Origin of the sequence: Streptomyces sp. H27-H1 (assembly GCF_026627445.1) — a bacterium.
GTDB lineage: Bacteria > Actinomycetota > Actinomycetes > Streptomycetales > Streptomycetaceae > Streptomyces.
In genome coordinates this window covers 22,525-43,229 of sequence record NZ_JAPNLJ010000023.1, presented here as the reverse complement: position 1 = coordinate 43,229, position 20,705 = coordinate 22,525, and the positions used below count along the sequence as shown (strand labels likewise).

General features: G+C 71.2%; 18 protein-coding genes. 9 read left to right on the top strand and 9 right to left on the bottom strand.

Features of this window, described 5'->3' with window-relative positions; translation table 11 throughout:
- Positions 1–3: 3 nt before the first annotated feature.
- A complete protein-coding gene (locus OTB20_RS24105) occupies positions 4–801 on the bottom strand; it encodes a VOC family protein (protein WP_267820627.1) in 798 nt (265 codons plus the stop codon).
- Between the two features lie 216 nt (positions 802–1,017).
- On the opposite strand from OTB20_RS24105, the gene OTB20_RS24100 reads away from it, so the two are divergent.
- Positions 1,018–2,745 carry an FG-GAP-like repeat-containing protein gene (locus OTB20_RS24100; protein WP_267820527.1) on the top strand — a complete coding sequence of 576 codons (1,728 nt, stop codon included), beginning with the start codon at positions 1,018–1,020 and terminating at the stop codon, positions 2,743–2,745.
- 70 nt (positions 2,746–2,815) lie between these two features.
- Here OTB20_RS24100 and argS read toward each other — a convergent pair whose 3' ends face one another.
- Positions 2,816–4,609 carry an arginine--tRNA ligase gene (gene argS / locus OTB20_RS24095; RefSeq protein WP_267820525.1) on the bottom strand — a complete coding sequence of 598 codons (1,794 nt, stop codon included), beginning with the start codon at positions 4,607–4,609 and terminating at the stop codon, positions 2,816–2,818.
- Positions 4,610–4,789: 180 nt separating this feature from the next.
- Between argS and lysS the strand changes: the two genes are divergently transcribed.
- Positions 4,790–6,550 (top strand): lysine--tRNA ligase, encoded by a 1,761-nt coding sequence (gene lysS, locus OTB20_RS24090; RefSeq protein WP_267820523.1) that lies wholly within the window; start codon positions 4,790–4,792, stop codon positions 6,548–6,550.
- Positions 6,551–6,637: 87 nt separating this feature from the next.
- On the opposite strand, the gene OTB20_RS24085 is transcribed toward lysS, so the two are convergent.
- From OTB20_RS24085 to OTB20_RS24075, 3 genes are all read right to left on the bottom strand, one after another.
- Positions 6,638–8,065, bottom strand: a complete 1,428-nt coding sequence (locus tag OTB20_RS24085) for a DUF2637 domain-containing protein (RefSeq protein ID WP_267820521.1) — start codon at positions 8,063–8,065, stop codon at positions 6,638–6,640.
- 122 nt (positions 8,066–8,187) lie between these two features.
- Positions 8,188–8,973: a DUF3558 family protein gene (locus tag OTB20_RS24080; protein WP_267820519.1), complete on the bottom strand. Its 786-nt coding sequence runs from the start codon at positions 8,971–8,973 to the stop codon at positions 8,188–8,190.
- A 148-nt stretch (positions 8,974–9,121) separates the two neighbouring features.
- Positions 9,122–9,964 (bottom strand): DUF3558 domain-containing protein, encoded by an 843-nt coding sequence (locus OTB20_RS24075; RefSeq protein WP_267820517.1) that lies wholly within the window; start codon positions 9,962–9,964, stop codon positions 9,122–9,124.
- A 171-nt stretch (positions 9,965–10,135) separates the two neighbouring features.
- Here OTB20_RS24075 and OTB20_RS24070 point away from each other — a divergent pair, with 171 nt between their 5' ends.
- The 3 genes from OTB20_RS24070 (at position 10,136) to OTB20_RS24060 (ending at position 13,399) form a co-directional block, all read left to right on the top strand.
- The gene (locus OTB20_RS24070; RefSeq protein ID WP_267820515.1) at positions 10,136–11,329 is read left to right on the top strand and encodes an RtcB family protein; all 1,194 of its coding nucleotides are present in this window, start codon (positions 10,136–10,138) and stop codon (positions 11,327–11,329) included.
- A 340-nt stretch (positions 11,330–11,669) separates the two neighbouring features.
- Positions 11,670–12,626: a hypothetical protein gene (locus OTB20_RS24065; RefSeq protein WP_267820513.1), complete on the top strand. Its 957-nt coding sequence runs from the start codon at positions 11,670–11,672 to the stop codon at positions 12,624–12,626.
- A 41-nt stretch (positions 12,627–12,667) separates the two neighbouring features.
- Positions 12,668–13,399: a polysaccharide deacetylase family protein gene (locus OTB20_RS24060; RefSeq protein WP_267820511.1), complete on the top strand. Its 732-nt coding sequence runs from the start codon at positions 12,668–12,670 to the stop codon at positions 13,397–13,399.
- 11 nt (positions 13,400–13,410) lie between these two features.
- Here OTB20_RS24060 and OTB20_RS24055 read toward each other — a convergent pair whose 3' ends face one another.
- Both OTB20_RS24055 and OTB20_RS24050 read right to left on the bottom strand, forming a co-directional pair.
- Positions 13,411–14,172 carry an SDR family NAD(P)-dependent oxidoreductase gene (locus tag OTB20_RS24055; RefSeq protein WP_267820509.1) on the bottom strand — a complete coding sequence of 254 codons (762 nt, stop codon included), beginning with the start codon at positions 14,170–14,172 and terminating at the stop codon, positions 13,411–13,413.
- 100 nt (positions 14,173–14,272) lie between these two features.
- Positions 14,273–14,608: a YnfA family protein gene (locus tag OTB20_RS24050; protein ID WP_267820507.1), complete on the bottom strand. Its 336-nt coding sequence runs from the start codon at positions 14,606–14,608 to the stop codon at positions 14,273–14,275.
- Positions 14,609–14,713: 105 nt separating this feature from the next.
- Here OTB20_RS24050 and OTB20_RS24045 point away from each other — a divergent pair, with 105 nt between their 5' ends.
- Entirely contained in the window at positions 14,714–15,220 is a 507-nt protein-coding gene (locus OTB20_RS24045; protein ID WP_267757210.1) for a hypothetical protein, read from the top strand.
- Between the two features lie 116 nt (positions 15,221–15,336).
- On the opposite strand, the gene OTB20_RS24040 is transcribed toward OTB20_RS24045, so the two are convergent.
- Together OTB20_RS24040 and OTB20_RS24035 are read right to left on the bottom strand one after the other, a co-directional pair.
- On the bottom strand, positions 15,337–16,077 hold the full coding sequence (locus OTB20_RS24040; protein ID WP_267757209.1) for a Mut7-C RNAse domain-containing protein: 741 nt from the start codon (positions 16,075–16,077) through the stop codon (positions 15,337–15,339).
- Between the two features lie 155 nt (positions 16,078–16,232).
- Positions 16,233–16,670 carry a hypothetical protein gene (locus OTB20_RS24035; protein WP_008738524.1) on the bottom strand — a complete coding sequence of 146 codons (438 nt, stop codon included), beginning with the start codon at positions 16,668–16,670 and terminating at the stop codon, positions 16,233–16,235.
- Between the two features lie 292 nt (positions 16,671–16,962).
- On the opposite strand from OTB20_RS24035, the gene hemL reads away from it, so the two are divergent.
- From hemL to OTB20_RS24020, 3 genes are all read left to right on the top strand, one after another.
- A complete protein-coding gene (gene hemL, locus OTB20_RS24030; protein WP_267820505.1) occupies positions 16,963–18,285 on the top strand; it encodes a glutamate-1-semialdehyde 2,1-aminomutase in 1,323 nt (440 codons plus the stop codon).
- 65 nt (positions 18,286–18,350) lie between these two features.
- Complete coding sequence (locus OTB20_RS24025) at positions 18,351–19,049, top strand: histidine phosphatase family protein (RefSeq protein ID WP_267820625.1); 699 nt, start codon at positions 18,351–18,353, stop codon at positions 19,047–19,049.
- A 339-nt stretch (positions 19,050–19,388) separates the two neighbouring features.
- Entirely contained in the window at positions 19,389–20,627 is a 1,239-nt protein-coding gene (locus OTB20_RS24020; protein ID WP_267820623.1) for a hypothetical protein, read from the top strand.
- Positions 20,628–20,705: the final 78 nt, after the last annotated feature.

Below are 20,705 nucleotides of genomic sequence, written 5' to 3'. Positions count from 1 at the left end.
CCGTCAGGCGGGCTGCTCCGGGGAGCCGGCCGTGATGATGGCGAAGGGGGCGCCCTGGGGGTCGGCGAGGACGGCCATGCGGCCGGCCACCATGTCGAAGGACGGCATCAGGACCGAGGCGCCCGCGCGGACCGCGGCGGCCTCCACCTCGTCCACGCTGTCGGCGTGGAAGTAGGGGAGCCAGTTCGGCGGGGTGCCCGCGGGGAGGTTCTTCATGTCCATCATCCCGGCCACCGCGCGGCCGTTGACCTTGAACTCCGTGTAGCCGCCCGCGTCCGGCATCTCGGAGACGGCCGTGGTGACCGGCAGGACCGAGGTGTAGAACTCGACCGCGGCGGGGACGTCGCCCGTGCTCAGCTCGTTCCAGATGAGGGCGCCGTGCTCGTTGACGATGCCCGCGCCGTCGAAGGTACCGGCCTGCCAGAGGCCGAAGGCGGCGCCGGTCGGGTCGGCGAGGACGGCCATCCGGCCGAGGTCCATGACGTCCATCGGGCCGACGAGGGCGGTGCCGTGCGCGTCGGTGGCGGACTTGAGGGTGGCGTCGATGGCGTCCGTGGCCAGGTACGTGGTCCACACGGTCGGCGGCATCGGGTCGGGGACCGTGCCGTCCGGGTTCATCGCCTTCATGATCCCGGCGACCGGCTTGCCCTTGAGGGTGCAGACGGAGTATCCGCCGGTCTCGGGCGGGCCGATCTCGCCCTGCCAGCCGAAGAGTTCGGTGTAGAAGTCGAGGGCGGCCTGCTGGTCGGGGACCATCAGGTCGATCCAGCACGGGGTGCCGGGCTTGTAGGGGCCGTTCATATCGGGCACGGGGCGCTCCGGGGGCGGGCGTAGGGGAAGGACGGGCCGTCCCCTACCCGGGCATACAGGGCTGAACCGGGCCGTACGGGTGACGAGGCGCCCCCGCCCCACGCCCCGGCCCCGGCCCCGCGTCCGGCCGGGGGACGGCGAACGGTGATCATGAGGGCGCCCGGTGGGGAGCTCCGCCGGTCGTCACACCGAAAGAAGGCTGGGGAATTGAAGAGATCCGTACGGATGCTCGTGTCCGTGGCGGCGGCCGTCGCGGCCCTCGGCGCCACCCTCGGCACCGTTCTGGTCGCGGCACCCTCCGCCCGGGCCGCCCAGGCCGCGATACCGGCGCAGAGCGAGATCCGGGTGGTGTCCTGGAACATCTGCGGAGAGGCCGGCGGCAGCCGCGGGGGCGTGGGCTACTGCCCGTACCGCGACGAGCCCGTCGCGAAGATCGACGAGGTCAAGAAGGCCGTGGACGAGCGGCGCGCCAACGTGGTGATGCTGCAGGAGGTCTGCGGCGGCGCACCCGGCAGCCACATGGCCCTGCTGCAGGAGCGGCTCGGCAGTGAATGGTCCATCCGGCACGCCAAGGGCGCGCGCCCCGACGGCCGTACCGACTGCCGGGCGGGACTGGCCGGCGAGCTCGGCATCCTGCTGGCCGTCAAGGGCACCGTCACCGCCTCCTGGGCAGAGAACACGCTGCCCGACTCACCGGCCGACGATCAGACCCTCGCGGCGCTGTGCGTGGTGGTGGAGGGCTGGAGCACCACACCCTGCACCACGCACATCATCCCCGGTGACGCGAGCCGCGCCGCCGAACAGATCAAGAACGTCAAGACGTTCGTCGACGCGCACGCCCCCGGCGGCTCCGTCCTGGGCGGGGACTTCAACCGCAACGCCGGTGCGGCCGAGATGGCGCCCCTGACGAGCGCGTACGACAGCTGCATCGACGGGTACACCTACCACGGCTGGGACACGGCCGCGGGCGTGCACACCTGGCACAAGCTCGACCACCTCTTCACCACGAAGGCGGTCGGCGCGAGCCGCTTCGCCTCCTGCGCCATCGACTCGGCGCGGATGGACACCACCCCGAACACGCCGACCAGTGGCCCTCCGAGCGGGGTCTCCGACCACGCCCCCGTCACGGCCGTGCTCCGCGGCGCGCCGACGACCGGTGACCTGAGCGGTGACGGCAAGTCCGACCTGGTCGCCGTCGACGACGCGGGCAGGCTCCGCCTCTACGCCGGCCTCGGCAACGGCTCCGTCACCGGCGGCCCCACCGTCATCGGCAGCGGCGGCTGGGCCGGCGCCTCGGTCTCCCACCGGGGCGACTGGACCGGCAACGGCACCGAGGACCTTCTCGCACGCGTCGGCGGCGAACTGCGCGTCTACCCGAACCGCGGCGACGGCACCCTGGCCTCCCCGGTGCGGATCGGCACCGGCTTCCCGGCCGACTCCCAAGTGGCCGGCGTAGGCGACGCCACCGGCGACGGCTACCCGGACGTGATCGCCACCATCGGCGACACCCTGTGGCTGTACGCGGGCGACCCGGCCGCCAACCCCGGCGTGAAGCCCGGCGTGCAGATCGGCCTGCGGGGCTGGTCCCCGATGAGCCTGAGCGCGGCGGGCGACACCGACCACGACGGCCGAGTCGACCTGTTCGCGCGCGACGCGAACGACGAGAAGCTGTGGCTCTACCGGGGCCACGGCGACGGCACCTTCGGCGAGCGCACCGAGTACGGGCACGGCTACGGGACCGGCAACCGGCCGCTGCTGGCGGGCGCGGGCGACGCGGACGGCAACGGGGTCGCCGACCTGTGGGCGACCACGAACGAGGGCACCGGCACGCTGATGTTCTACGCGGGCGAGACCAACGGCGCGGGCGACCCGGTGGACGGGACCCGCACCACGGTCGGGTCGAGCGGCTGGAACACGATCCGCGCGATCGGCTAGCGGACGCGGCACGGCGAAGGGGCCGTGGGGAGCGCGCCGGGCGGGCTCCCCACGGCCCCTTCCGTGTGCGTCAGAGCTTCTCGGGGGTGCGGATGCCGAGGAGGGACATGCCCTTGGTGAGGGTGCGGGCCGTCAGGTCGCACAGGAACAGGCGGTTCTCGCCGACGACGAGCTCGGGCTCGGGCTTCACGACCGGGCACTGCTCGTAGAACGTCGCGAACAGCGAGGACAGTTGGTAGAGGTACGCGGCGACCTTGTGCGGGGCGTGGTCCGCGGCCGCTTCGGCGAGCAGCTCGCCGAACTGGTCCAGGTGCAGGCCCAGCGCGCGCTCGGCCGGGGCAAGCTCCAGCTCCGGGTGTGCGGCCGGCTTGCGGTCACCCGTCTCGGCCGCCTTGCGCAGGATCGAGCCGATGCGGGCGTACGCGTACTGGAGGTACACGGACGTGTCACCGGTCAGCGAGACCATCTGGTCCAGGTCGAACTTGTAGTCGCGCGCGGCCGAGGTCGACAGGTCCGCGTACTTCACGGCGCCGATGCCGACGTACTTGCCGTTCTCGACGATCTCCGCCTCGGTCAGACCGATCTTCTCCGCCTTCTCGCGCACCACGGCCGTCGCCCGGTCCACCGCCTCGTCCAGCAGGTCCACCAGCCGGACCGTCTCGCCCTCACGGGTCTTGAACGGCTTGCCGTCCTTGCCCAGCACGGTACCGAAGGCCAGCTGGACGGCCTTCGTGTCCTCGTTCAGCCAGCCGGCGCGGCGGGCCGTCTCGAAGACCATCTTGAAGTGCAGGGACTGCCTCGCGTCCACCACGTAGAGAAGGGTCGTGGCGCCCAGCTCGCCCACGCGGTCGCGGATCGCCGAGAGGTCGGTCGCGGCGTAGCCGAAGCCGCCGTCGGACTTCTGGACGATCAGCGGGGTCGGGTTGCCGTCCGGGCCCTTGACGTCGTCGAAGAAGACGCAGAGCGCGCCGTTGGAACGGACGGCGACGCCCGACTCCTCCAGCAGCTTGCAGGTCTCCACGAGCATGTCGTTGTAGCCGGACTCGCCGACGACGTCGGGGTCCTGGATGTCCATGTCCAGCTTGTTGAAGACGGAGTAGAAGTAGATCTTCGACTCGTCCACGAACCGCTGCCACAGCGCCAGCGTCTCGGGCTCGCCGGCCTGCAGCTCCACCACCCGGGCGCGGGCACGCGTCTTGAATTCCTCGTCGGAGTCGAAGAGCCCGCGCGAGGCCTTGTACAGCCGGTTCAGGTTGGACATGGCCTCCTCGCCGGAGACCTCCGCGCCGTCCGCGCCCTCACCGGACGTGTGGTCCAGCTCGTGCGGGTGCTCCAGCAGGTACTGGATGAGCATGCCGAACTGGGTGCCCCAGTCGCCGATGTGGTGGCGACGGACCACCTTCTCGCCCGTGAACTCCAGGATCTCCACCATCGCGGCGCCGATCACGGCGGACCGCAGGTGGCCGACGTGCATCTCCTTGGCCACGTTCGGCTGCGCGTAGTCGATCACCGTCGTACCCGGCTGCGCCGCGAGCGGCACGCCGAGGCGGTCGTCGGCGGCGCGCCCGGCCAGGGTCTCGATGATCGCCCGGTCGGTGATGGTGATGTTGAGGAAGCCGGGTCCGGAGACCTCGATCTCCTTGATCAGGTCACCGGTGTCGATGCCCTCGACCACGGTCGTCGCCAGCTCGCGCGGGTTGGCCTTGGCCTTCTTCGCGAGCGCCAGGATGCCGTTGGCCTGGAAGTCGGCCCGGTCGCTTCGTCGCAGCAGCGGGTCGCTCGCACCGGCATCCGGCAGGGCGGAGGCGAGTGCGTCGGCGACGCGCTGGTTGACGGAGGAAGCGAGGGAAGGGACCGAGGCCATGAGCTGCCGTTCCTGTGAGGTCGTGCCTGAGCTTGCACTTGGGTGTTCCGACAAACACCGAGTATCCCACGGGAGGGCTGTCCGCATTCCGGGATATCCCCGCGCCGGGCGCAACCCCGGAGCGCCCTCTTCCGTCTGGGAGAATGGCTGAAGCCAGCATTCGAGATAGAAGGACGTGTCGTGGCTCAGAGCGCCGAGAGCAGCACCGAGACCGACTGGGTCTCCCGTTTCGCGGACGAGGTCATCGCCGAGGCGGAGCGCCGAGCCCCGGGCGCGAAAACACCACTCGCTACCGCTCCGGTCATCGTCGTCGCATCCGGACTCTCCCCCTCCGGCCCGATCCACCTGGGCAACCTCCGCGAGGTCATGACCCCGCACCTGGTCGCGGACGAGATCCGCCGCCGGGGCTTCGAGGTCCGGCACCTGATCTCGTGGGACGACTACGACCGCTACCGCAAGGTGCCGGCCGGCGTCCCCGGCATCGACGAGTCGTGGGCCCAGCACATCGGGCGCCCGCTGACCGCCGTGCCCGCCCCGGCCGGATCGGCGTACCCGAACTGGGCCGAGCACTTCAAGGCCGTCTTCGTCGAGGCCATGGCCGAGATGGGCGTCGACTACGACCCCATCAGCCAGACCGAGCAGTACACCAGCGGCGTCTACCGCGAGCAGGTGCTGTTCGCGATGAAGCACCGCGCCGACATCGACGCCATCCTCGACCAGTACCGCACCAAGCAGAAGCCGGGCGGCAAGAAGCCGCAGCAGAAGCAGGTCGACGACGCCGAGCTGGAGGCCGCCGAGGGTTCGGGCGCCGCCGCCGAGGACGACGGCAGCGTCGGCGAGGGCGGGTACTTCCCGTACAAGCCGTACTGCGGCCAGTGCGGCAAGGACTTCACCAAGGTCACGTCCTACGACGACGTGACGACCGAGCTGACCTACGTCTGCACCAAGGACGAGTTCACCGAGACGGTCAAGCTCAGCGAGTTCAACCGCGGCAAGCTGGTCTGGAAGGTCGACTGGCCGATGCGCTGGGCCTACGAGGGCGTGATCTTCGAGCCGTCCGGCGTCGACCACTCCTCGCCCGGCTCGTCCTTCCAGGTCGGCGGCCAGATCGTGGGCCTCTTCGGCGGCGAGCAGCCGATCGGACCGATGTACGCGTTCGTCGGCATCAGCGGCATGGCCAAGATGTCCTCCAGCAAGGGCGGGGTGCCCACCCCGGCCGACGCGCTGAAGATCATGGAGCCGCAGCTGCTGCGCTGGCTCTACGCCCGCCGCCGCCCCAACCAGTCCTTCAAGATCGCCTTCGACCAGGAGATCCAGCGGCTCTACGACGAGTGGGACAAGCTGGAGGCGAAGGTCGCCGACGGTTCCGTGCTGCCCGCCGACGCCGCCGCCCACGCGCGTGCCGTACGCGTCGCCTCGCACGAACTGCCGCGCACCCCGCGGCCGATGGCGTACCGGACGCTCGCCTCGGTGGTGGACGTCACCGCCGGACACGACGAGCAGACCCTGCGCATCCTGAGCGACCTGGAACCCGACCGGCCGCTGACCTCGCTGGACGAGGTACGACCGCGCCTGGACCGCGCCGAGAACTGGATCACCACCCAGGTTCCCGCCGACCAGCGGACGCTGGTGCGCGAGGAGCCCGACGTAGAGCTCCTGTCGTCCCTGGACGACGAGGGCCGCGAGTCACTGCGCCGGCTCGTTGACGGACTCGACTCGCACTGGTCGCTCGACGGGCTCACCACCCTCGTCTACGGCGTGCCGAAGGTGATGGCCGGACTGGAGCCGGACGCCAAGCCGACGCCGGAGCTCAAGGTCGCGCAGCGGACGTTCTTCGCGCTGCTGTACCGGCTGCTCGTCACCCGGGAGACCGGGCCGCGCCTGCCCACGCTGCTGCTCGCGGTAGGGGCCGAGCGGGTGCGCAAGCTGCTGGCCGTCTGAGGTTCCGCCCCTCGAGGGCGTGCGAAGGGCCCGTACCCCTGGGGGTGCGGGCCCTTTCGTTTCTCGCCGTACGCGTACGCGTACGGGCTAAGCGATGTGCTCGCTCTCCAGGTCGCGCTGGTAGCGCTGCTTCAGCTCCGGCATCAGGCGGCGGATCATCGACGCGCTGCGCGGGTGCACGATTCCGTGCCGGTCCGAGAGGTGTATGTCCACCTGCTCCGGAGTCGGGAAGCCGGAGAACTCGTCGATGTAGGCGCGGAAGACCTCGTACGCCGCCTCCGCGAACTTCACGTCGTCGATGTTCGGCTCGGCCTCGTGCCCGGCCGCGGGTTCCGGGAGGGCACCCTCCTGGCGGGGGCCCGGGATCGGCAGCTCCTGCTGCTGCTCCGGGCCGGTCGGGGGCATGACCGGGGTCGGCTCCAGGCCCTCGACGTACTGCGGGTTGTAGCCGCCCTCGTACGTGGCCTGCGGCGCGAGCGGGCCCGCGAACCAGGCGCTGTTGTGCGCGGCCGGCATGGCGGTCGGGTCCACCACGAAGGGGGCGGAGTCGGGGTGGCCCTGCGGGGCCGCTTCGCCGCCCGGCCCCTCCGCGGACTGGGGCTCGGCCCCTGCCGCCTGGTGGGGCTGCTGGGCGTCGGCCGCGACGGGAGCGCCGGCCGCGACGGGAGCGGGGGCGGTGCCGGGAGCGGGGGCGGTGCCGACAGCGGTGGCAGCGCCGGGGAGGGCCGGGGCCGCCTGGAGTGCGCCCGCGGTGTCCGACAGGGCGTGGGCCGCACCCGCCGGGAGGGCCGGAGCGGACGGCTCCGGGGCCGGGGGCAGCAGGAGCGGGTCGATGCCCGCCGCCGCCAGGCCCTCGGGGGCCGTCTGGGACAGGGGGACACCGATACGGGCGAGGCGCAGCGGCATCAGGGCTCCGACGGGAGCCTTGCGGCGCCAGGCGCGGCCGTAGCGGGCCTGGAGGCGGGCCTGGTAGATCAGCCGGTCCTGCTCCATGCCGACGGCCTGCTCGTAGGAGCGCAGCTCCCACAGTTTCATCCGGCGCCACAGCTTGAAGGTGGGCAGCGGGGAGAGCAGCCAGCGCGTGAGCCGGACGCCCTCCATGTGCCGGTCGGCGGTGATGTCCGCGATCCGGCCCACCGCGTGGCGGGCGGCTTCCACGGTGACCACGAAGAGGATCGGGATCACGGCGTGCATGCCGACGCCCAGCGGGTCCGGCCAAGCCGCGGCCCCGTTGAACGCGATCGTCGCGATCGTCAGCAGCCACGCCGTCTGGCGCAGCAACGGGAACGGGATCCGGATCCACGTCAGCAGCAGGTCCAGCGCGAGCAGGACACAGATACCCATGTCGATGCCGATCGGGAAGACCAGCGAGAAGCTGCCGAAGCCCTTCTTCAAGGCCAGGGCGCGCACGGCGGAGTACGAACCCGCGAATCCGATCCCCGCGATGACGACGGCTCCGGCGACCACCACACCGATCAATATCCGGTGCGTACGAGTCAGCTGCATCGCGGCCACCCGCGATCCCCTCCCCTTGTCGAGCTACGGCAGGGCACAGCGTACGCGCGTACGGGAAAGGGGACGTCGGCGGTCCGGACCCGGGGCTTCCAGAGGCCGGACCGCCGACGGCTCACTACGCCCTAGGAGTTCGAAGGCGAGGGCTGCGGCGACGGCGTCCCGGACTGCTCCGGCTGCTTCGCCTGGTTGGCGGCCTCGACCGAGGCCACGGTCTCCTTCGTCGCCGCGATGGCGCTCTCGAGCAGCTTCGCCTGGTCCGGAGCGTCCGCGCCCTCGTAGGCCGTGCCGTTGTAGTCGAGGGTGATGACGACGTTGTGCGTGCGGGCGATGACCGTCGTGTTGAAGAACTCGCCGTCCTTCTTGGTGGTGAAGGTGATGGAGGTGGCCTGGTCGCCGATGCCGCCGGCCTCCTCGGGCTTCACGTTCTCCGCGCCCTCGATGACCTTCGCCTTCTCGACCTGCTTGGCGTACTCGTCCTCGGCGCGCTTGCTGCCGGTGCCGACCGAGGCGAGCGAGTCGAAGCGGACCAGGGAGATCGAGAGCCAGCGGTACTGCGAGCCCTTCAGGCCGGCCTCGTCCAGGCCGTTCCAGGTGCAGGTGGCGCGGCTGGTGACGTCGTTCGACTTGGCGGCGGTGCCGTTGGCGTCCTTCGCCTTCGGGACGATCGCCTCGATCGTCTTCGCGGCGACCACCTTGCACGGCTCCGGCAGCGTGGAGTAGACGGCCTTCTCCAGCGGCGCCTTGGAGGGCTTGGAGCTCGGCTGGGCGGACGAGGACGCCCCGGACTTCTTGCCGCTGCCCGAGCCCGAGTCCTTGCCCGAGTCGGACGAGCAGCCGGCGACCGTGAGGATCACCGGAACGGCTGCGCAGGCGAGGACGCGGGTGAGGCGCGAGGCTGATCGGTGCATGATTCCTTCAGACGTTGTGGGTCTTCGTGCGGGCTCGGTTGGGCCCCTCTTACGGGCGCGGGACCCCGGCAACGGTAGCCCGACCCGGCGCCCGGCTGCTGTGCGCGCCGTCACGATGGGCCCGCGCGCCCCTCTGGGGCGGGGCCGGCTACTCGTTGAACCGCTCCACGAGGGCCTGCGCCAACTGCCGTGCCCTGTCCTGGGTTTCACCGCTGGGCGGCACCGTGCCGGGCGGTGCGGGCTGGACGCTGTACTCCACGGTGACGATGACATTCGAGGTACGGAACACAATGCGGACGGTGCGCGCCTGGGCGGCGGTGGCGCCGGCCGTGCCGAGCTTGTCCTCGAGGAAGGCCTCGTTGCCGAGCTCTTCGAGGACGCGGGAGCCCAGCTCGGGCGGGGCGGAGGGGCTGCCGCTCGATGCACCGGGGGTCGCGCCCGCACCCGTAGCCGCCGCACTGGTGCTCGGCGTCGGCGTCGGGCTGGGCGCCGTGGACCCGGATCCGGACGGTGTCGGGCTCGCCGACGGCACCGGGGCGGGCAGGTGGGCTTTGGTGAGCTGGCCGAGGTAGACCTGCCGCGCCTTGTCGTCGTCGCTGGTGGTGGCCCGGTCGTAGGAGACCACGCGCTCGAAGCCCACCGACAGCAGCCGGGTCTCGGTCGGCGTCTGCGCGGTCCAGCGGCAGCCGACGCGCCGGTCGGCGTCGTACGAGGCGTCCGCGACCCCGGCGTACTGCGCTTCGAGGGCTTCGGGGGTGAGGGCCTCGGCGGCCGGGAGCATCGCCTTGACCTTCTTGGCGTCGGCGGCCTTGCAGGGCATGGGCAGGCTGCGGTATTTGCCGGGCTGGGCGGGCGCACCGGGCTTCGTGCCGGGCTTCGAGTCGCTGGGGGTTCCGGATCCGCCGTCGTCGGTGCAGGCGGTGAGGCCGACCGTGAGGGCGGCGAGCATCACGATGCCTGGCAGGACTCCACGTACCGACTTGCGCTGCACGTTCCACCGGCTCCCTTCGGGAAAATGCGTTGCCGCGGCTGGGGCGCGGATGGACACAATGTCTATCGCACACGCTGGTGCCGGCGCCGGTCTCATGTCGTATTTGAGGCTATAAGCGAGGCTTTTCGTGTATGGAGACTTTTCTGCGGTTAACGGGGTGTTGAGGCCAAAATGTCGTATGTAGAGGTGCCCGGGGCGAAGGTCCCGATCCGGATGTGGACCGACCCGGCGTCGGTCGACGACAGCGCGATGCGCCAGCTGCACAACACGGCGGGCCTCCCGTGGATCAAGGGCCTGGCCGTCATGCCGGACGTGCACTACGGCAAGGGCGCGACGGTCGGCTCGGTCATCGCCATGAAGGACGCGGTCTGCCCCGCGGCGGTCGGCGTGGACATCGGCTGCGGCATGTCGGCGGTGAAGACCTCCCTGACGGCGAACGACCTGCCCGGGGACCTGTCGGGACTGCGCTCGCAGATCGAGCGGGCGATCCCGGTGGGCGCGGGAATGCACCGGGAGGCGGTGGACCCGGGGCGGTTGTACGGGTTCTCGGTGGAGGGGTACGAGGACTTGTGGAAGCGGTTCGACTACCTCGCGGACGCGGTGAAGTTCCGTCATGGCCGCGCCCTGAGGCAATTGGGCACATTGGGAAGTGGAAATCACTTTTGGGAACTTTGCGTGGACATGTCCGATTCGGTATGGATCATGTTGCACTCGGGCTCCCGGAACATCGGGAACGAGCTGGCCGACTTCCACATCGGAGTGGCCCGCGGGCTCTCCCACAACCAGGGGCTGGTCGACCGTGATCTTGCCGTTTTCCTCGCGGCCACGCCCGAGATGCGGGCCTACCGGGACGACCTCTTCTGGGCGCAGGAGTACGCCAGGTACAACCGGGCCGCGATGATGAGCCTGTCCAAGGAACTGATCCGCAAGGAGTTCCGCAAGGCGAAAGTGTCCTTCGAGCCGGAGATCAGCTGCCACCACAACTACGTGGCGGAGGAGCGGTATGACGGCATGGACCTGCTGGTCACCCGTAAGGGCGCGATCCGCGCGGGCAGCGGGGACTACGGGATCATCCCCGGCTCCATGGGTACCGGCTCGTACATCGTGAAGGGGCTCGGCAACGAGAAGTCCTTCAACTCGGCCTCGCACGGCGCGGGCCGGAAGATGAGCCGGACGGCGGCGAAGAGGCGCTTCTCGGCGAAGGACCTGGCGGAGCAGACCAAGGGTGTGGAATGCCGCAAGGACTCGGGCGTCGTGGACGAGATCCCGGCCGCCTACAAGTCGATCGAGCAGGTCATCGACCAGCAGACCGACTTGGTGGAAGTCGTGGCGAAGCTCAAGCAGGTCATCTGCATCAAGGGCTGAGGCCTGGGTGTGGTGGTGGGGGACGCTCGAAGGCCCGGCCGGTGTCGGGACGGGGCAATCGCGCGTCCCGGGACTTCGGTCCCGGCCGCGGGCGTTCGTGGTCCGGCGCCTTCGCGTGCCGGCGTGGCCAGGGGTGCGCGGTGCGCGCGGGGGTGTCCTCGTGGTGGGCCCCGGCGGGGTGCTGCGCGGCGGGGATGTGGTCTGATCTGGGCAAATCTGGTGGGTGTGTTCCGTTGAGGGGAGCCGGTGTGGTGGGTTTCGGGGCTGGAGGACGGCGGATGCGGGTGACGGGGCTCGGGGTGGCGGCCGTATTCGTCGTGGCCGGTGCGGGGTGTTCGGGGTGGCGGACGCCGAAAAGGTGTTCAACACCTACGGGTGGGCGAACTCGATAGCCGAGGGGAGGGCCGATTTCGCGGCGATCTCCAAGCTGCAGACCGGGGCGCTGCTGGAGCAGAGCAGGGCGCGCCACGAGCGGAAGAACGCGCACGCCATCGTCAGGGACGGGGACATCGACTTCACCCGGTCGGTCTTCGTGATCCCGACGGTTCGGGAGCAGCCGGGGTATCCGCGCTCGTTCGTCGTGTTCAGCAAGGACGATGGCCAGGTGGAGGACCGCGCCACCGCCGTGCACTACTTCGTGCAGGCCGCGGCCGGTGGGCCCTGGAAGGCCGCCGCCACCTCCTGGGTGAACGGGGACCCGGTCGTGCAAGGCGCTGTCACGCCCCGGGAGCATCCGTACGAGCAGCACAACGTCGAGGTGCGGGAGAAGGAGATCGCGGCTCCGGTCACGGGCGTGGCCGGAGCGGGCGTGCTGTCGGCGCGGGCCGGTACCGACCGCAAGGCCTGCGGACGGTACGCGGACTACATGAGCTTCACGGCGCCGCAGGGCGAGCCGAAGAGCGAGCACTTCGTGCCGGGCGGCCTCACGAGCGGGGTGGTCGACCGCTACAACGAGCGGGACAAGCAGGTCGAGGGGAAGGTTCGGCACGAGTTCGGCTACAAGGCCGCGGGCGGGGAACTGCCGGTCGTGCGGCTGGCGTCCGGTGCCTCGCTGGTGACGTGTACGTACGTGGTGACGGAGCGACTGGCCGCGAAGCAGGGGACGGCCTGGTTCTTCTTCACGTCGGACACTGACTCGGACCGGTTGCTGGGAGGCGGGTCGAAGCACTGGCGGGCCGTGGAGCGGCGGTGGGCGGTGACGGCCGTCATCGAGGTTCCCGAGCAGGGGCCGGCCGATGTGGTGGCCGTCAACTCGCGTGGCGCGGAACTGCTTTCGGCTCGCAGAATTCCCGAGTAGGGGATTGACGGGCTGAGTTGGTCTAGACCAAGGTGTGCGGCATGTGGAGATCTCGCGTGGTTCTTGCCGCGCTCGCGTCGTTGTCGCTCGCTCTCGGGGTCGTGGGGACCGCCGGTGCCGTTGGGGGCGAGGAGGCCGGGCAGGCCGCCGGGAGTCCGGGCGCCGCCTCGGGGCGGAAGGCCGGGCTGCCGCCCGTCGTATCGCACGTGCCGACCGACGAGAAGGTCGTGTTCATCACCATCGACGACGGCTGGGTGCACGACCCGGCCGTCGCGCAGACCCTCGTGGACCGGCGGATCCCCGCGTCGCTGTTCCTGCTGCCGGGGGCGACCTCGTACGACACCCAGTACTTCACCGGCCTCCTCGAGCAGGGGCGGGTGAGCGTGGAGAACCACACGGTCAACCACCCCGACCTGACCACCCTCGACGCCGCGGGCAAGGACGCCGAGGTGTGCGGGGCCGGGGAGCGGCTCGCCGCGGCCTTCGGGCGGGAGCCGAAGCTGCTGCGGCCGCCGTACGGGGCCGTCAACGACGATGTGCGGCTGGCCGCCAAGGCGTGCGGGGTGAAGGCGCTGATCACGTGGACGTACGACTTCACGACGTGGAGCGAGACGCCCGCGACTCCGCAGCTCAAGTCCGGTGACATCGTGCTGCTGCACTTCACGCCGACGCTCGGCGCCGACCTGCGGCGGGCCCTGGACGCGGCGAAGGCCTCCGGGCTGAAGCCGGCGGCCCTGATGCCTCACCTGAAGAGTGCCGGGCTGGTCCCGTAAGGGGTGCGGGGCTACAGCTCGCGGTGGAGCTTGGTGTTCGAGGCCTGGGCGCGGGGGCGGACCACCAGGAGGTCGATGTTGACGTGGCTGGGGCGGGTCACCGCCCAGGTGATGGTGTCGGCCACGTCGTCGGCGGAGAGGGGCTCGGCCACTCCCGCGTACACCTGAGCGGCCCGGTCGGTGTCGCCGCGGAAGCGGGTCTTCGCGAACTCCTCGGTCTTGACCAGGCCGGGCGCGATCTCGATGACGCGGACGGGCTGCCCGACGATCTCCAGCCGGAGCGTCTCCGCGAGGACGCGGGCGCCGTTCTTCGCCGCGACGTACCCGGCGCCGCCCTCGTAGGTGGCGTGGCCGGCGGTGGAGGAGAGGACGACCACGGTTCCGTCGCCGGAGGCGGTGATCGCCGGGAGCAGGGCCTGGGTGACGTTGAGCGCTCCGATGACGTTGGTCTCGTACATCGTGCGCCAGTCGGCGGGGTCGCCGGTGGCGACGGGCTCGGCTCCGATGGCGCCGCCCGCGTTGTTGACGAGTACGTCGCAGCGCTCGAGGGAGGCGGCGAGCGCGTCGACGGCCGCCCGGTCGGTGACGTCCAGGGGGTGTGCGGTCGCCTCGTGGCCGGCGGCCCGGATCTCCTCGGCGAGGGCCTCGATACGGTCCTTGCGGCGGGCGGTGAGGACGACGTGGTAGCCGGCCGCGGCGAGCTGGCGGGCGGTGGCCGCGCCGATGCCGCTGCTCGCGCCGGTGACTACGGCGGTTCGGGTGGCCGTGCTCATGTGCGGGCTCCTCGTGCGTTGGCTCGTGTGGTGGCTCGTGCGGTGGCTCGTGTGTTCGTACGGGCGGTTCTCCGCCAGCATAGGCCGGGCGGGGTGGTGGTCACCGGCCGCGCGGGGCGTACATGATCACGGCCATGCCGGCGAGGCAGACGAGGGCGCCCGCGATGTCCCACCGGTCGGGCCGGTAGCCGTCGGCGACCACGCCCCACAGGAGGGATCCGGCGACGAAGACCCCGCCGTAGGCGGCGAGGACGCGGGCGAAGTCGCCGGCGGGCTGGAGGGTGGCGACGAAGCCGTAGAGGCCCAGCGCGATGACTCCCACGCCGATCCAGGCCCAGCCCTTGTGCTCGCGGACGCCTTGCCAGACGAGCCAGGCGCCGCCGATCTCCAGGAGTGCGGCGAGGGCGAAGAGGGCGGCGGAGCGGGCGATGAGCATGGCCGGAACCCTATGCGGAGCGAATGAGCGACCGGGGTCGAAGGGCTCGCCCTCGTTCGTGTGATGGTCCGACCATCGGGTGGGCGAGAGGGCTAGCGTCCGCGCGTGGAGGTGGTCGCGGTGCGCCGAGGTGCCGTACGGAGTGTGGTGATGGCCGGGCTGCTGGTGCTGCTCGGCGGTGGTGCGGGGAGCGGCGGCGCCTGGGCCGGTGCCCGCGGCGGAGCCGGGCCGGAGGCGGATGTGGCCTACCACGGTCGGGTCGCCCTGGACGGGGCCCGGCTGCGGATCCTGCTGGTACCGGAGAACGAGGGCCCGTCCGCCCTGCCGAACGCGACCGTACGGCTGCGCCTGTCGGCCGACCTCGCGGACCGGCAGGAACTGGCGGAGGGCTGCGCACGGGCCGGGCTGCGCGAGGTGGTGTGCGAGACCGGGGAACTGCCGCTGCACGGGCGGGGTCGGCACATCGGACTGGCGCTGAGGCTGAAGGAGCGGGCTCCGGAGGTCGTGGTGCGGGTCGACACGTGGTGGAACGGCGGCGCGACCGACCGGAACCACATCAACAACGAGCACGTGGTGCTGGCCCTGGACACGGGGGACACGTACGCGTTCTGACGGGTCGCGCGTCCTGACGCGTACGCGCTCACGTGCGTACGCGTCCCGATCCGTGCGGGCTCTCCCGCGTACGCGTCCCGGTCGGTGCACGCCGCGCCGCTCTCCCGCGTGCGCGGCTACGGGGTGCCGACGCCGCCGAACTCGGCCACGGCCTCGTCGACGATCTGCTCGAGCCGGGCGTGGTGGGCGCCGCGCCAGTAGACGCGCTCGCAGTCGGCGCACTGGGCGAAGACCTCGTACGAGCGCTGCGTGCCGTTCTCCAGCCGGTCGCCGACGCTGTCCTTGTCGGCCTCGCGCAGGGTGCCGTTGCACGCGGTGCAGCGGGTCCACGGGGCGAGGGCCGGGGCGAACCGGCCCAGGATGTCGCGGAGCTGCTCGTCGGGGTTGACGCTGTAGACGTACGCGCCGGCGAACAGCTCGCGGCGGCGCAGCAGTCCGCGGTCACGGGACAGCAGGACGCGCTGCTCGGCGGCGGAGCGGCTGGCCAGGGCCGGGTCGCCGATGTCCTCGTTCTCGTACGCCGCGTCCACGCCCAGCAGCCGCATCCGGCGGGCGAGGGTGCCGAGGTGGACGTCGAGGAGGAAGCGCAGCGGCGCGGCGCCGGGGAGGCGCTGGGGGCGGTCGACGGCGAACACCTCCACGGATTCGTCGGCCCGCGGCACGTGGGCGAGGGGTGCTTCGGCGCCGTCGACGAGGATCCGGCCGACTTCGGTGAGCGGGACGCCGACCGATTCGACGACGTGGCCGAGGCTGGAGACGCCGTCGGTCGCGGTCGGTACGCGCGCCCCGCGGCGCGCGGGCGCGGCGAACACGTGCAGTTCGGGGGCGAGGGTGAGCTCAATGCCGGGTCCGTTCACGGGGCCAGCATGCCATTGCCCGGCGGGGCCGGCGGGGGATTTACAGGTAGGCCACGGCCGCCGGTTCCGGGTGGCGGCCCACACGGTGGGCCGTGCCGGAGGGAGGCCGATCAGGCGTCCCGGCGCCGGGGTGTGCCGGAGCCGGCACGTCCCGCCTAGGGCCAGACCAGGCAGTACGGCTGGTGGCCCGCCTCGTGGAGGCGATGGCTGAAATCTTGCCATTCGTGGAGGAGCTGGTAGACGTTGAAGGCGTCGCGGGGGCCGCCGCGGTCGGGGACCGTGGACCAGATGAAGGCGGCGGCGCCCACCGATTCCTCGCCGATGCCGCGCAGCGGGTCGACGACCGTCATCGGGAGTTTCACGACGGCGTAGTCGGGGTGGAGGACGACCAGTTCCAGCGGGGGCACCTTGTGCAGGGGTATGCCCTCGATGCCGGTCAGGACCATCGCCGCGACCGTTTCCGGCTTGATCTTGGTGAACATGCCGCCCATGCCGAGCTCGTCGCCGCCCAGCTCCTCCGGCCGCATCGTCACCGGTACGCGCGCGGCCGTGGCCCCGTCGGGTGCGCCGAAGTACTTGTACGTCACGCCCATGCCGCGGCCCCTGGGGAGGCCGTCGGGGTCCTGTGTGGGGCCCGGTACGTGTTCTGCCGCGTCCGTGGCGCGGCGGCGGTGCTTGCCACGGCGACGTTCGCGGGCGCGCTGGGGGTCCAGGCCGTCCGTGCCCTCGCCCGGTCCACCACCGCGTTGCATATCTCCACCCGACTGGTCTTGCCTGCCCCGGCCCCGTGACCCCCGCCACGCAGCCTGATCATCATGGCAGTGACCTCCCCCGGGGCGGCGCGGTGAAACGCCCGTCCGCAAGTCAGTCGCGGCCTCTGAGACCATGGCTGGTGTGAGCTACCCGTACCCGTATGAAGCCAAAGTCTCGCAGACTCTCTTTGACCGCGCGTCCCTCGTGACGCCTGGCGGCGTGAACTCTCCTGTGCGCGCCTTCCGCGCCGTGGGCGGAACGCCCAGGTTCATGGTGTCCGGTACCGGTCCGTACCTGACCGATGCCGACGGGCGCGAGTACGTCGATCTTGTCTGCTCGTGGGGGCCGATGATTCTCGGCCACGCCCACCCGGCCGTGGTGGAGGCCATCCAGGCCGCAGTCACCCGCGGCACCTCCTTCGGTACCCCCGGTGAGGGGGAGGTCGCGCTCGCCGAGGAGATCGTCGCGCGCATCGCTCCCGTGGAGCAGGTCCGCCTGGTGTCCTCGGGCACCGAGGCGACCATGTCCGCGATCCGCCTCGCCCGCGGGTTCACCGGTCGCGCCAAGATCGTGAAGTTCGCCGGCTGCTACCACGGGCACGTGGACGCGCTGCTGGCCGCCGCCGGCTCCGGGCTCGCGACCTTCGCGCTGCCGGACACCCCCGGTGTGACGGGTGCGCAGGCCGGGGACACGATCGTGCTCCCCTACAACGACCTCGAGGCGGTCCGTGCCGCCTTCGCCGCGCATCCCGGCGAGATCGCCTGTGTGATCACCGAGGCCGCGCCCGGCAACATGGGCGTCGTGACCCCGGGGGAGGGCTTCAACCAGGGGCTCGCCGACCTGTGCCGGGCGAACGGCGCCCTGTACATCTCCGACGAGGTCATGACGGGTTTCCGTACCTCGCGCGCCGGCTGGTACGGCGTGGACGGGGTCGCGCCCGACCTGATGACCTTCGGCAAGGTCATGGGCGGCGGCTTCCCGGCCGCGGCGTTCGGCGGCCGGGCGGACGTCATGGGCCACCTCGCGCCCGTCGGGCCGGTCTACCAGGCGGGCACGCTGTCGGGTAACCCGATCGCGACGGCGGCCGGTCTCGCGCAGCTGCGGCTGCTGGACGAGGCGGCGTACGAGAAGGTCGACGCGGTGTCGAGCCAGATCCAGGGGCTGGTCACCGAGGCGCTCACCAAGGAGGGCGTCGCGCACCGGCTGCAGACGGCCTCCAACATGTTCTCGGTGTTCTTCACCGAGGGCGAGGTCCGCAACTACGACGACGCGAAGAAGCAGGAGGCGTTCCGCTTCAACGGCTTCTTCCACTCGATGCTGGCGCAGGGCGTGTACCTGCCGCCGTCGGCGTTCGAGTCGTGGTTCGTGTCCACTTCCCACGACGACAAGGCGATCGAGCGCATCGCGGCCGCGCTGCCGGCCGCCGCCCGAGCCGCAGCGGAGGCCACCGCGTGAGCACCGAAGACAGCGCCGGCATCACGGGCCCCGACATCACGGCCGCGGAGATCGCGATCCCCGAGATCTCCGGCGCCGCCGACACCGGCACCCCCGACATCACCGTCGTCCACGTGGTGCGCCACGGCGAGGTGCACAACCCGGACGGTGTCCTTTACGGCCGCCGCGGCGGCTACCACCTCTCCGAGCTGGGCCGGAAGATGGCGGACCGGGTCGCGGAGCACCTGGAGAACCGGGACGTGACCTACGTCGTGGCCTCCCCGCTGGAGCGGGCCCAGGAGACGGCGGCGCCGATCGCGAAGGCGCACGGGCTGGACCTGGCGACCGACGGCCGGCTGCTCGAGGCGGGCAACGTCTTCGAGGGCAAGACCTTCGGGGTCGGCGACGGCGCCCTGCGCAGGCCCGAGAACTGGAAGCACCTGACGAACCCGTTCAAGCCGTCCTGGGGCGAGCCGTACGTCGAGCAGGTCGTGCGGATGATGAGCGCGATCGAGACCGCCCGTGACGCGGCCCGCGGCCACGAGGCGGTGGCGGTCAGCCATCAGCTGCCGATCTGGATCGTACGGAGCTTCGCGGAGAAGCGGCGGCTGTGGCACGACCCGCGCCGCCGCCAGTGCACGCTGGCCTCGCTGACCTCGTTCACGTACCAGGGCGACAAGCTGGTGTCGGTGGGCTACAGCGAGCCGGCCCGGGACCTGGTCCCGGCGCACCTGCTCGCCGGGGCGAAGCCGGTGAAGGGCAAGTCCAAGGCGTTCGGGGCCTAACCGCGGGGCTTAATCGCGGGGCCTGCTCGCGGGCCTCGGCCGTCGGGCGCGGTCCCGGCCTCGGCCGCCGGGCGCGGTCCCGGGGTGTGATGCGATACGCGTGTACGGGGTCGGTCCGACGGGGCCGGCCCCGTCGTCATGGGCGCAGTTCCGTAGCGGTGGGCACAGGTGGGCAGCCGTGGGCGCGGCCCCGCCTGCCCAGTCCGCCGCCGGCTCACACGGCCCACAGGGTGTCCCTTTGTTCAAGGTTCAGCCTAATTTCACACAAGTGGCTTGAAGTTACCGTGTCGCCTCTGGACTTCGCTGGAATGTCCGTTTGTATGACTATCCATGAGCTATATGCGCGACTTCAGCAGAAGGGGAGCGCTCGGACTCGGACTTGGCGCGGCGGCTGCGGCCGGCGTCGCCGGCTGCAGCGTCGGCGGGCCGTCCGGGTCGGGCAACCCGGGACCGGTCAACCCGTCGGGCGATACGCCCACCGCCCCCACCGGACCGGCGGTCAAGCCCATCGGCGACGGATCCACCGCCGACACCGGGCCGCAGCCGCACCAGCCGGCTGCCCCCGAACCCCTCCAGCCGGGCGAGACCCCGCCCCAGTTCGTGGTGTTCAGCTGGGACGGGGCGGGCGAGATCGGCAACGGCCTCTTCCCCCGCTTCCTCAAGCTCGCCAAGGACCACGGCGCGGCGATGACCTTCTTCCTCTCCGGGATCTACCTCCTCCCCGAGTCGAAGAAGGACCTCTACCGGCCGCCGAAGAACCCGGTCGGCGCGTCCGACATCGGCTACCTCAAGGACGAGAACGTCCGCAACACCCTCAAGTACGTGCGTGAGGCGTGGCTGGACGGCCATGAAATAGGGACACATTTCAACGGGCACTTCTGCGGCGGCTCCGGCTCGGTCGGCAAGTGGAGCCCCGAGGACTGGCAGAGCGAGATCGACCAGGCCGTGTCCTTCGTCACCAACTGGCGCACCAACACCGGGTGGACCGACCTCGAGCCGCTGCCCTTCGACTACCGCAAGGAGCTGGTCGGCGCCCGCACCCCGTGCCTGCTCGGTCAGGACAGCCTGCTGGCGACCGCCCAGAAGCTGGGCTGGCGCTACGACTCCAGCTCGCCCGGCGGCCTCCAGCAGTGGCCGGTCAAGCGCGGGGGCCTGTGGGACCTGCCGCTGCAGTCGCTCCCGTTCCCCGGGCACTCCTTCGAGGTGCTGTCGATGGACTACAACATCCTCGCGAACCAGTCCAAGAACACCACCAAGGGCGTCCCGTCCAACTACCCGGCCTGGCGCACCCAGGCCATCGCCTCCTACCTCGGCGGCTTCAAGCGGGCCTACGAGAGCAACCGCGCGCCCCTCTTCATCGGCAACCACTTCGAGGAGTGGAACGGCGGCATCTACATGGACGCCGTCGAGGAGGCGCTCAAGGGCATGGCGGACAAAAAGGACGTACGCCTCGTGTCCTTCCGGCAGTTCGCCGACTGGCTGGACGTCCAGGATCCCAAGGTGCTGGCCAAGCTGCGCACGCTCGGCCCCGGCCAGGAGCCGACCGGTGGCTGGGCCACGTATCTCGCGGCGGTCTGACCGGCCGCCGGTCAGTACCTGACCAGCGGCTTAACACACCCCCCGGGGGGCGCGGAAGATCCGCAAACCGCACATGCG